The organism is Arthrobacter sp. I3 (genome assembly GCF_000520575.1).
Classification (GTDB): Bacteria; Actinomycetota; Actinomycetes; order Actinomycetales; family Micrococcaceae; genus Arthrobacter; species Arthrobacter humicola_A.
In genome coordinates this window covers 100,757-111,217 of sequence record NZ_KI914945.1, presented here as the reverse complement: position 1 = coordinate 111,217, position 10,461 = coordinate 100,757, and the positions used below count along the sequence as shown (strand labels likewise).

Genomic DNA, 10,461 nt, shown 5'->3' with positions numbered 1-10,461 from the left:
GCTACGCCGCCGGTCTCAACGTCACCGTCTAGGCGCGGCGTCGCCCGGCACCCCGGCCCCCGGCCCCGCCCCTCGGGGCCCGTGCGTGCCGGGCTAGACTCGGAGCCATGCCCACACCGAGCACTGCCGTAGAGCACATCCAGGACCTCGGCGCGTACGTCAGCGCGTCGCCGTCGAGCTTCCACGCCGTCCACGAGGCCGCGCGCCGGCTGGACGCGGCGGGCTTCACCGGCCTGGACGAACTGCAGCCCTGGCCGGAGCCCGCGGCCGCCGCCGGCAAGTTCTACGTGATCCGCGACGGCGCCCTCATCGCCTGGGTGGTGCCGGCAGGCGCCGGACCGACCACCGGTTTCAACATCCTCGGCGCGCACACGGACTCGCCCTCCTTCAAACTCAAGCCGAAGCCCACCACCGGCAAGTTCGGCTGGCTGCAGGCCGGCGTCGAGGTCTACGGCGGACCCCTCCTGAACTCCTGGCTGGACCGCGAACTCCAGCTCGCCGGCCGGCTCGTCATGCGCGACGGCACGCAGCACCTCACGGCCACCGGCCCGCTGCTGCGCTTCCCGCAGCTCGCCATCCACCTGGACCGGGCCGTCAATGAGGGCCTGGCCCTGGACAAGCAGCAGCACATGAATCCGGTCTTTGGCCTGGGCGACCCAGCCGGCGAGGACCTGCTCGGACTCCTCGCGGACCGCGTTGCCGGTGCCGAGGTGGATCCGGCGCAGATCGGCGGGTACGACGTCGTCATCGCAGACACCCAGGCCCCGGCGGTGTTCGGCGCCAGGGGCGAATTCTTCGCCTCCGGCCGGCTCGACAACCTCTCCGCGACGCACGCCGGGCTCACGGCGCTGGTGGCGCACGCCGGCACGCCCGTGCCGGACGGTGCGCCGATTGCCGTGCTGGCCGCCTTCGACCACGAGGAAATCGGCTCGGCGTCCCGCTCCGGGGCGTGCGGGCCCATCCTCGAAGATGTCCTCGTGCGGATCTCGGACGGACTCGGCGCCTCTGCAAGCCAGCGGCGGCAGGCCTTCGCGGCGTCGTTCTGCGTCTCCGCGGACGCCGGCCACGCCGTGCACCCGAACTATCCCGAGCGGCACGATCCCGCCAACCGGCCGGTCCTCAACGGTGGTCCGCTGCTGAAGATCAATGCCAACCAGCGCTATGCCACCGACGCCGCCGGCGCCGCCCTCTGGGCCCGGCTGTGCACCGACGCCGGTATTCCGTACCAGGAATTCGTCTCCAACAACGTGATGCCGTGCGGGTCGACGATCGGCCCGCTGACCGCCACCCGGCTGGGAATCCGGACGGTCGACGTCGGCGTCGCCCTGCTGTCGATGCACTCGGCACGCGAGCTCTGCGGCGTCGAGGACCCGCACCGGCTGGCCGCGGTGACCCGGACGTTCTTCCGGACGGCGGCCTGACGCCTGCGGCGCCCTACGCGGCGACGCCGACTACGAGGTTGATGGTCGTTGCCAGAATGATGGTCCCAAAGAGGTAGGAGAGCAGGCTGTGCTTGAGGGCCTCGGCCCGGATGCCATGGTTCTGCAGCGCGGTGTCCGATACCTGGTATGTCATGCCCAGACTTGTGGCTAAGTAGGCGAAATCGGTGTACTGCGGCGGGCTGCTCTGGTTGAAGTCGATGCCGCCCACCCGGGAGCCTGCCCTCGTGCCCGTGCCGTAGTACAGCTCCGCGTACCGCAGTGTGAACAGCGTCTGGACCAGGGTCCAGGACAGCGCCACCGAGACTACCGCGAGCAGCCCGCCGGCAATCCTGGAGAGGGTGTCAGTGTTGTTGTGCGAATCCACGATGACCGCTCCCGCGGCCGCCAGGCTGGCGGCGTTGGCGGCCAGGATAAGCAGGTCCGTCGTGCTCCGGGCCGGGTCTTCCGTTGTGGCGTGCAACCGGGTGCCGGCAGGGTCGAGGCGGCCGATAACCAGCCAGACCCAGACGACGTAGGTCAAGGCGGCGGCGCACCAGCCAATCGTGGGAGCCTGCACCCAGTGCCCTGACATTCCGGCCGCCCCGGCGGCGAGCAGCCCCAGCAGCACCATGGCGGCGAAGCGGAGACGGCTGCGGCGGAGCGGCGGCGGCACGGCTGACGAGGGGTTGGTGTGCATTTTCAGATCATGGCACAGCCGATGCGCCCCCCGACTGACCGCTGGCCGTGTGGCGGTTATCCACATGGCCGCCGGCGCTCTTCCCGGCCAGGCCGCGGGGCCGTACGGTGGAGGCACGGAATCGCGGATTCCGGCCCGCATGCACTAAGCTATTGAAGTCTGTGCTGCGCCCTGCCTCCGTTCCGGCGGCCGGGCATTGCATGACACCGCAAATGAACCTCCTGTTACGGAAATGCCGTAACCGCTTAGCCCAAAGGAGGTGGGTTCACATATGCGTCCTTACGAATTGATGGTAATCATCGACCCCGAGGTCGAAGAGCGTGCCGTTGAGCCGTCGCTTCAGAAGTTCCTGAACGTCATCACCAACGATGGTGGAACCATCGAAAAGGTTGACATCTGGGGCCGTCGTCGCCTGGCTTACGAAATCCAGAAGAAGTCCGAAGGTATCTACGCCGTGGTGAACTTCACCGCCGAGCCGGCTACCGCCAAGGAACTTGACCGCCAGCTGAGTCTCAACGAGACCATCATGCGCACCAAGATCACCCGCCCCGAAGAGCAGAAAGTTGTTGCTGAGTAATTCAGCAGCCAACCTTCAATCTTTATCCCCGCAGGAACGCACAAGGAGGCAGTAGATGGCAGGCGAAACCACTATCACGGTTATCGGTAACCTCACCAATGACCCCGAACTCAGGTTCACACCGTCCGGTTCGGCCGTAGCGAATTTCACCATCGCTTCTACTCCCCGCACCTTCGACCGGCAGTCCAATGAGTGGAAGGACGGGGAAACCCTGTTCCTCCGCGCGTCGGTCTGGCGCGAAGCAGCCGAAAACGTCGCCGAGTCCCTGACCAAGGGCATGCGCGTTATCGTCTCCGGCCGCTTGAAGAGCCGTTCCTACGAAACAAAAGAAGGCGAGAAGCGCACCGTTATCGAGCTTGAGGTCGACGAAATCGGCCCGAGCCTGCGCTACGCCAACGCCAAGGTCAACCGCACCCAGCGCTCCGGCGGTCAGGGTGGACAGGGTGGCTTCGGCGGCGGCAACAGCGGCGGTGGATTCGGTGGCGGCCAGGGTGCAAACCAGGGCGGCAACACCGGTGGGACATGGGGCGGCAACCAGCCCGCCGCGCAGGAAGACCCGTGGGCCACGCCCGGGGTCAGCAATGCGGGCGGCGGCTGGGGCAACGGCCCGGATTCCGAACCTCCTTTCTAAACAACATCTAAGGTCCGGCAACGAAAACCGACTGGCCGCCGCAAGGCGGCCTGGTGCAGACTGCGCCGGATCACCACCATCCCGTGGATCAATATCCACGGGCTCCATCGAATAGGAGCTCCACGATGGCTAAGGCTGAACTCCGTAAGCCCAAACCAAAGTCCAACCCCTTGAAGGCCGCTGACATCACTGTCATCGACTACAAGGACGTAGCATTGCTGCGCAAGTTCATCTCCGACCGCGGAAAGATCCGCGCCCGTCGCGTCACTGGCGTCACGGTGCAGGAACAGCGCAAGATCGCCCAGGCAATCAAGAACGCCCGCGAAGTTGCTCTGCTGCCTTACTCCGGCGCTGGCCGCGGCTAAGGAAGGGATTAACTAAAATGGCAAAGCTCATTCTGACCCACGAAGTAACCGGTCTCGGTGCTGCTGGCGACGTTGTCGAGGTCAAGGACGGTTACGCACGTAACTACCTGCTGCCCCGCAACTTCGCCCTGACCTGGTCCAAGGGTGGCGAGAAGCAGGTTGAGTCCATCAAGGCTGCCCGCGTTGCCCGCGAGCACGCTTCCCTGGAAGATGCTCAGAAGCAGGCTGCTGCACTCTCCGCCAAGCCGGTCAAGCTGGTCGTCAAGGCTGGCGCAACCGGACGCCTGTTCGGCACCGTCAAGCAGGGCGACGTGGCCGACGCTGTTGAGGCCGCAGGCCTGGGCCGTATCGACAAGCGCAAGGTTGAACTGCCGGCACACATCAAGTCGACCGGTTCCTACCAGGCAAACGTCCGTCTGCACGACGACGTTTCCGCTGTGATCGAACTCGACGTAGTCGCAGGCAAGTAGCCCTCACCGGCTGCAGTCCTGAACTGCTGGCAGGCCCCCGCCTCCGGACCTCTCTGAGGACCGAAGGCGGGGGCCTTCCGCTTTAACCCGGTCCATGTTGGACGGCGTCATGGGCCGCAGGTGACCCCGCGTTGCTTTGGCGGGGCGAATCCCCTTAGGCCTGGTGCAGCGCCGTGGTGACATGCCGGTAGCCGAGCCGGACCAGTTCGGTGAGCACGGCCTCGTCGACGTCGTCGAGCTTGTTGACGTACAGGCAGCCGGCGCCGAGCTTGTGCCTGCCCAGCCTGCCGAGGAGTTCGGCGGCCTCCGGCCCATATGTCAGGCCGTAGAGCGACAGGCTGGATTTCCTGGGCGAGAAGCCGACCGCCGCGGCATCGCCCTCCCGGCCGCTCGCGTACTTGTAGTGGTAGCGGCCGAAGCCCACAATCGTCGGACCCCACATTTGCGCCGGTTCGCCCGTTATTTCGGACATCAGCGCCAGCAGGCGGAATCCGTCGGCGCGCCGGACCGGATGCTCGACGGCGGCCAGGAACTCCTGAACCGACGCGCCGGTTGCCTGCGTTTTGTTTTCAGCCATGAGGGCAGTCTTGCAGAGCGCGAGATTCTTGTCAGACGGGGAGGGTGGCCGGGAATAAATCCCCTTGCCCGCCGCTTCTAAGGGTAGATGCAAACGCATGTAGTCGCGTTGCTGACCAGGATTCAACTTAGGAGCACTCCGTGGAAACCCGCCGTATCACCGTTATCTCCGCCGGACTCGGCGTCCCCTCCTCAAGCCGCCTGCTCGCGGACCAGCTGGCGGCCTCGGCCGAGCGGCAGCTTGCCGCGGCCGGCTACGCCGTGGACATCGAGGTCTTGGAGTTGCGGGACCTCGCCGTGGACATCGCCAACAACTTTGTCACCGGGTATGCGGCTCCGCGGCTCGCCGAAGTGATCGCCGGCGTCGAGGCCTCTGATGGCCTGATCGCCGTCAGCCCCGTGTTCAGCGCGTCCTACAGCGGGCTTTTCAAGTCCTTCATCGACGTGCTCGATCCCAAGGCGCTCGAAGGCAAGGCCGTGCTGATCGGGGCCACCGCCGGCACGGACCGGCACCAGATGGTGCTGGACTTCGCGATGCGGCCGCTGTTCACCTACCTGCGCACCCGGATCGCCGCCACCGCGGTTTTCGCCGGGCCGCAGGACTGGGGAAACAACAACGACGTCGGCGGCTCGCCGCTGTCGGTGCGCGTGGACCGGGCGGCGGGGGAGTTTGTCGCCCTGCTGCAGGACTCAGGGCCGCAGCAGAAGCCGGCCGCGCTGGAGTCCCTGCCGTTTGAGCAGCTGCTGGCCGGGATCGCTGCCCAGCGGTAGGTCTGCCCGGCGCCGGGCTTCCGGGCCCGCAGCGCCGTCCGAACCTTTTCGGCCGCCCGCTCGTTGTCCGGGACATGAAGTGTCCCGTGGATTCTATTGACCTGATCATGAGTGAACGCAGCGGCGTGGAGATCGACTATTGCCCTCAATGCCGCGGGGTGTGGCTGGACCGGGGAGAGCTGGACAAGATCATCGACCGTGCGGCGGAGAAGTTGGGCCCGAAAGCCGGCGTCCCCGCCGCACCCGTGCCGCCGGCAGCGATCCCACCTGCTGCGTTTCCACCTGCTGAGTTTTCACCTGCGGCGGCTGGTCATATTCCGCCGCCGCTGTACAACCTCGACCCGCGCCGGGACGACCGGCGTCCGGATGACCGCCGCTATGACGAGCGCCGGTACGATGACCGCCGCGACCGTCCGCGGCCCGACCAGTCGAGGTATGAGCAGCCGCGTTACGATGACCGCCGCCGTCCGAAGAAGAAGGAAGGCTGGCTGGGGGACTTGTTCGACTTCTAGCCCTGCCGGGTCGCCGGCCGTGCGGGTGGCCCCGGAGCGGGCGTGGGCCCTGCGGGGTTCAGTCGCCGAGCAGTGCGATGAATTCCCGGGCCTGTTTCATGGAAATATCCGAGTGGCGGGTCAGGGCGGTCGCTGCGGCCTCGGTGTCGCCGCTCTTGGCCAGGGTGCGGATCCTCCCGTAGATCTCATCATTGAGCATGTTGCTGCTCACCTCGCGGGTGACATCGCCCTTGCTGGCGATCGCGCGGTAGCGGTACGAGAACCGCTGCGGCACGTCGTCGTCGTCCGGAACGGCCGCCGGCGCCGGCTCAGGGGCGCGGAAGGGCTGGGGGTGGGCTGCCAGCGCCGCGACGGCGTCGCGGGACGCCCGGAGGCCCTCGCCTGTGGCCTCGAGGTAGACCTTGATGGCGGCCATGGCCTGCCCCTGCGCGATCAGCGCGTAGAGCTGCCGGTGCTGCTCCTCGGTGAGCCTGGCGGCCGCCGTCCGGGCCAGCTCCGCGGAGTTGGGGTCCGGCTGCGGCGCTGGTGCCGGCCTGGTGCGTTCGCCGCGGCGGCTCCACGCCCGTACCGCCAGCAGTACGGCGGCGGCCACGAGCACCAGGATCAGTACGGGAATGAGCAGGGAGTCCATGTGCTAGAGCCGATCTACGTAATTCTTTGCGGTCTTCAGGTCCGAGCGGGTCGATTGCCGCAGCAGCCGGACGGCCTTCGTCTTGTGGCCGTCGTGGGCCAGTGACTGGAGCTGCAAGAGGAGCTGTGGGTTCAGGTGTCCAATGGCGGACAACGCATCCTGGTGGCCGGAGCTGTCCCGGCCCAACAGGGCGGAGCGGGCGTGGTCGGCCTGCTGCGACTGCTGCTGGGAGTTCTGGCTGGGGCGCGTGGTCGCTTCAATCCGGGCGCGGGAGGCCTCGGCAGCCCGGACCTGCGCCGCGTAGTGGGCCTGGGACTTGAGCGCCAGTTCCTGCTGGTAGCGCTCGGCCTCTGAGATGCCGTGGTTCCGCGGCTTCAACGCCGTGACCGCCGCCCAGAGCACCGTCGCGAGGATGAGGGCAGGCAACATGACTATCAGTACATCGCCCATGATTAGAGCTTATGCCAGATTGCGGTTATCCACAGCATGTTCCGCACCTCGCGTACAGTGCGCCGCTGCTGGCGTCAATTCGGCTCGGCGGGAATGAATCCGGTCACAAAATGCGCGTATCGGGCGGCAAATGTGGCCTCCTGCGCCGCATCGTATCCCCAGCCCCAAGGTGCAGGCTGTGGATGAAGCTTGGCGGAAATTGTTTTGTGTCCACAAGATGAATGCAACATTTCCGCAGGTCAAGCACTGATTACAGGCTTAACTTTTTTTCTATCCACAGCTCTACCCACAGACTGTGCACAAGCATCAGGCACTAGTGCACAGGTTATCCACAGGGCAGCGGGGCGGCCGGGTTGGTGCCTGCCCCGGCGGCGGATAACGTAGCAGGATATCGGGCGAGGGAAGCGGAAAAACCTGCGGTCGCCGGATGGTGCCCGCCAGGACGCCGGCTCCGGGATCCGGTGCCCTGCGGCCGCACCAGCACTGTGGATAACGGCGGTCGCTGGGCCGGCGCTAACTGTCGGAGCTGACTGGTAAGAATAGAGCGGCCGGCATGTGCCGGGTTTTGCCGCCCGCATCACAGCAGTTCGGAATCACAGCAGTTCGGCATCACAGTAGTTCGGAATCACAGCAGGTACGCATCACAGCTCCGCAATTACGGCAGTTCGGCATCACGGCCGGTGAGCACCGCAGCGGCTGGGCGTCGACCCGCCGGGATACGGTGTTTGGTCTTAAGGCACTGGCCTTAAGGCGCTGGCCTTAAGTCACTGGCATTAAGGCACTGGGTACGAGGGCATTGGGCATAAGGCGCAGTGCTTACGCGCCGCGGCGAACGGACATCCGCCACGGCACACAATGAAGGACGGCAGTTTTGTCAGTTACGCATCTGGACTCAGTCGAGGGTACGCGGGGAGCCGAGGGCAGCCGCAAGCCTCCGCAGGACATCCCCGCGGAGCAGTCAGTCCTGGGCGGCATGATGCTGTCCAAGGACGCCATCGCCGACGTCGTCGAGATCCTGCGTGGCCAGGACTTCTACCGTCCGGCGCACGAAACCATCTACGAGGCCATCATCGACCTCTATGGCCGCGGCGAGCCCGCGGACGCCGTCACCGTCTCGGACGAGCTGACCAAGCGCGGCGAAATCAACAGGATCGGCGGACCCGCCTACCTGCACGAACTCATCCAGACCGTCCCCACGGCGGCCAACGCCGGTTACTACGCTGAAATCGTCGGCGAACGCGCGGTGCTGCGCCGCCTGGTCAACGCCGGCACCAAGATCGTCCAGCTCGGCTACGGACAGGACGGCGAGGTCGAAGACCTGGTCAACCAGGCCCAGGCCGAGGTCTACGCCGTCGCCGAACGCCGGACCGCCGAGGACTATGTGGTCCTCAAGGACGTCATGGAATCCACCGTGGACGAGATCGAGGCCTCCGGCCACCGCGGCGAGGGCATGGTGGGTGTCCCCACCGGCTTCTACGAGCTCGATGAACTCACCCACGGCCTGCATCCCGGCCAGATGATCGTCATCGCCGCCCGCCCGGCCGTCGGCAAGTCCACGTTCGCTCTGGACTTCGCCCGCTCGGCCGCCATCAAGAACAACCTCGCGACCGTCATGTTTTCCCTCGAAATGGGCCGCAACGAGATCGCCATGCGCCTGCTGTCCGCCGAGGCCACGATCGGCCTCCAGGACCTCCGCAAGGGCACCATCAAGGACGAGCAGTGGTCCAAGATTGCCACCACCATGGGCCGGATGAACGATGCGCCGCTGTTCATCGATGACAGCCCCAACATGTCGCTGATGGAGATCCGGGCCAAGTGCCGGCGCCTGAAGCAGCAGCATGACCTCAAACTGGTGATCCTGGACTACCTGCAGCTCATGAGCTCGGGCAAGAAAGTGGAATCCCGCCAGCAGGAAGTCTCCGAGTTCTCCCGTGCCCTGAAGCTCCTGGCCAAAGAACTCCAGGTGCCGGTGATTGCGCTGTCGCAGCTGAACCGTGGCTCCGAGCAGCGCCAGGACAAGCGCCCCATGGTCTCGGACCTGCGCGAATCCGGCTCCATCGAGCAGGATGCCGACATGGTGATCCTGCTGCACCGCGAAGACGTCTATGACAAGGAGTCCCCGCGCGCCGGCGAGGCGGACATCCTGATCGCCAAGCACCGTAACGGCCCCACAAAAGACATTGTGGTGGCCTTCCAGGGCCACTACTCGCGGTTTGCCAACATGGCCGCCGACGCCGGCGGTGGCGGCGGCTTCTAGCCCCGCCCGGCCCTAGCGGTCGCCGGCCGCGAGCAGGTGGTTGGGCAGCCGGTTCCCCGGGGCCCGGCCGCGGATTTCCAGCAGTTCGCGGGCGTGGGCGTGGAGCCGGATATCTTCCGCTGACACCGGCACCCACTGCGGAATCGGGACCGAGGTGCCGGTCTCGTCGCGGGCGACCATGACCGTCAGGCAGTATGTGGTCAGGTCCAGCTCGCGCCCCTTGGGGTCCCCGGACCGGACGTGGACGGCGATGTGCATGCCCTTGGTGCCGGTGTAGACCAGCCGGGCCTCCACCTCTACGACGTGGCCGATCAGCAGCGGCCGGTAGAACCGCACGCCGCCGGAGAATACGGCCACGGTGTCCTTGCCGCAGTAGCGGGAGGCGCAGACGTACGCAGCCTCGTCGATCCACTTCATGACGATGCCGCCGTGCACCTTGCCGCCCCAGTTCACGTCCGTGGGCGCGGCCATGAACCGCAGCACCACGCGCTCGGCCGTGCCGGCGTCGGTATATTCCTGTCCGCTCATGGCCTCCACGATGTCCTCGCGGACCTTGATCCGGGCCAGCGCGTGGTCCCGCTGTTCGATTTCATCCGGCGTCTCAGGGACGAACTGCGGCACCGGTATGGGCTTGCCGTCCGCGCCCACGGCCACGAAGATCACTATGCACTGGCTGCGCATGGTGGCGGGGCCGCCCTTCGGATCGCCCGAGGACACCACGGTGCGGATATGCATCGAGGACCGCCCGGTGTACACGATCGTGGCCTCGACCTCCACCATGTCGCCGCTGTTGACCGGGTCCGCGAAGTGGATGTTCCCCACGTAGGCCGTCACGCAGTAGGACTTTGCCCAGCCGACGGCGGCGGCATAGGCCGCCTTGTCCACCCACTCGAGCACGGTGCCGGCGTCGACCGAGCCGCTGTGGCCGACATCGGTGGGGGCCGCCAGGAAGCGCAGGGTCACGGAATTGGGCGCATTCTCGCTCATAATGTGAGTTTACTGATTGGCCCGGCAGGCGCCGCCGGCCGGCGACATAATGGCTGTCCGGCACGCCATAACCAGGCCATGACCCTGGAGACACACGACGGCGGGCGGCCACCAAA

The 10,461-nt window shown here is 66.4% G+C and carries 13 protein-coding genes; 8 read left to right on the top strand and 5 right to left on the bottom strand.

Annotated elements, in window-relative coordinates:
* The first annotated feature begins 107 nt into the window (after positions 1-107).
* The gene (locus Y706_RS0117615; RefSeq protein ID WP_028277640.1) at positions 108-1,421 is read left to right on the top strand and encodes a M18 family aminopeptidase; all 1,314 of its coding nucleotides are present in this window, start codon (positions 108-110) and stop codon (positions 1,419-1,421) included.
* A gap of 13 nt (positions 1,422-1,434) precedes the next feature.
* Here the strand turns inward: Y706_RS0117615 and Y706_RS0117610 are convergent, their stop codons facing one another.
* Positions 1,435-2,118, bottom strand: a complete 684-nt coding sequence (locus Y706_RS0117610) for a DUF1345 domain-containing protein (RefSeq protein WP_028277639.1) — start codon at positions 2,116-2,118, stop codon at positions 1,435-1,437.
* Positions 2,119-2,389: 271 nt separating this feature from the next.
* Between Y706_RS0117610 and rpsF the strand changes: the two genes are divergently transcribed.
* From rpsF to rplI, 4 genes are all read left to right on the top strand, one after another.
* Entirely contained in the window at positions 2,390-2,695 is a 306-nt protein-coding gene (gene rpsF, locus Y706_RS0117605) for a 30S ribosomal protein S6 (protein WP_026266755.1), read from the top strand.
* 55 nt (positions 2,696-2,750) lie between these two features.
* Positions 2,751-3,326 (top strand): single-stranded DNA-binding protein, encoded by a 576-nt coding sequence (locus Y706_RS0117600; protein WP_018775330.1) that lies wholly within the window; start codon positions 2,751-2,753, stop codon positions 3,324-3,326.
* A 125-nt stretch (positions 3,327-3,451) separates the two neighbouring features.
* Complete coding sequence (gene rpsR, locus Y706_RS0117595) at positions 3,452-3,691, top strand: 30S ribosomal protein S18 (RefSeq protein ID WP_003800144.1); 240 nt, start codon at positions 3,452-3,454, stop codon at positions 3,689-3,691.
* Positions 3,692-3,708: 17 nt separating this feature from the next.
* Entirely contained in the window at positions 3,709-4,161 is a 453-nt protein-coding gene (rplI, locus tag Y706_RS0117590) for a 50S ribosomal protein L9 (protein WP_018775331.1), read from the top strand.
* A gap of 154 nt (positions 4,162-4,315) precedes the next feature.
* On the opposite strand, the gene Y706_RS0117585 is transcribed toward rplI, so the two are convergent.
* Positions 4,316-4,738, bottom strand: coding sequence for a DUF1801 domain-containing protein (locus Y706_RS0117585; protein WP_028277638.1), 423 nt, complete (start codon positions 4,736-4,738; stop codon positions 4,316-4,318).
* Between the two features lie 140 nt (positions 4,739-4,878).
* Here Y706_RS0117585 and Y706_RS0117580 point away from each other — a divergent pair, with 140 nt between their 5' ends.
* Complete coding sequence (locus Y706_RS0117580; RefSeq protein ID WP_028277637.1) at positions 4,879-5,508, top strand: FMN reductase; 630 nt, start codon at positions 4,879-4,881, stop codon at positions 5,506-5,508.
* A 74-nt stretch (positions 5,509-5,582) separates the two neighbouring features.
* Positions 5,583-6,020, top strand: a complete 438-nt coding sequence (locus tag Y706_RS0117575) for a TFIIB-type zinc ribbon-containing protein (protein WP_043436386.1) — start codon at positions 5,583-5,585, stop codon at positions 6,018-6,020.
* Positions 6,021-6,078: 58 nt separating this feature from the next.
* On the opposite strand, the gene Y706_RS0117570 is transcribed toward Y706_RS0117575, so the two are convergent.
* Positions 6,079-6,651 (bottom strand): hypothetical protein, encoded by a 573-nt coding sequence (locus Y706_RS0117570; protein WP_028277635.1) that lies wholly within the window; start codon positions 6,649-6,651, stop codon positions 6,079-6,081.
* Positions 6,652-6,654: 3 nt separating this feature from the next.
* Positions 6,655-7,101 carry a hypothetical protein gene (locus Y706_RS0117565; RefSeq protein ID WP_028277634.1) on the bottom strand — a complete coding sequence of 149 codons (447 nt, stop codon included), beginning with the start codon at positions 7,099-7,101 and terminating at the stop codon, positions 6,655-6,657.
* A gap of 871 nt (positions 7,102-7,972) precedes the next feature.
* Here Y706_RS0117565 and dnaB point away from each other — a divergent pair.
* Entirely contained in the window at positions 7,973-9,358 is a 1,386-nt protein-coding gene (gene dnaB, locus Y706_RS0117560) for a replicative DNA helicase (protein ID WP_018775337.1), read from the top strand.
* Positions 9,359-9,370: 12 nt separating this feature from the next.
* Here the strand turns inward: dnaB and Y706_RS0117555 are convergent, their stop codons facing one another.
* On the bottom strand, positions 9,371-10,345 hold the full coding sequence (locus tag Y706_RS0117555; RefSeq protein ID WP_028277633.1) for an acyl-CoA thioesterase: 975 nt from the start codon (positions 10,343-10,345) through the stop codon (positions 9,371-9,373).
* Between the last annotated feature and the right edge of the window lie 116 nt (positions 10,346-10,461).

Coding starts and splice junctions, on each gene's coding strand:
- rplI (WP_018775331.1), top strand. CDS start 3,709: ATGGCAAAGCTCATTCTGACCCACGAAGTAACCGGTCTCGGTGCTGCT.
- Y706_RS0117575 (WP_043436386.1), top strand. CDS start 5,583: ATGAAGTGTCCCGTGGATTCTATTGACCTGATCATGAGTGAACGCAGC.
- Y706_RS0117555 (WP_028277633.1), bottom strand. CDS start 10,345: ATGAGCGAGAATGCGCCCAATTCCGTGACCCTGCGCTTCCTGGCGGCC.
- Y706_RS0117615 (WP_028277640.1), top strand. CDS start 108: ATGCCCACACCGAGCACTGCCGTAGAGCACATCCAGGACCTCGGCGCG.
- Y706_RS0117585 (WP_028277638.1), bottom strand. CDS start 4,738: ATGGCTGAAAACAAAACGCAGGCAACCGGCGCGTCGGTTCAGGAGTTC.
- Y706_RS0117610 (WP_028277639.1), bottom strand. CDS start 2,118: ATGCACACCAACCCCTCGTCAGCCGTGCCGCCGCCGCTCCGCCGCAGC.
- rpsR (WP_003800144.1), top strand. CDS start 3,452: ATGGCTAAGGCTGAACTCCGTAAGCCCAAACCAAAGTCCAACCCCTTG.
- Y706_RS0117565 (WP_028277634.1), bottom strand. CDS start 7,101: ATGGGCGATGTACTGATAGTCATGTTGCCTGCCCTCATCCTCGCGACG.
- Y706_RS0117600 (WP_018775330.1), top strand. CDS start 2,751: ATGGCAGGCGAAACCACTATCACGGTTATCGGTAACCTCACCAATGAC.
- Y706_RS0117570 (WP_028277635.1), bottom strand. CDS start 6,651: ATGGACTCCCTGCTCATTCCCGTACTGATCCTGGTGCTCGTGGCCGCC.
- rpsF (WP_026266755.1), top strand. CDS start 2,390: ATGCGTCCTTACGAATTGATGGTAATCATCGACCCCGAGGTCGAAGAG.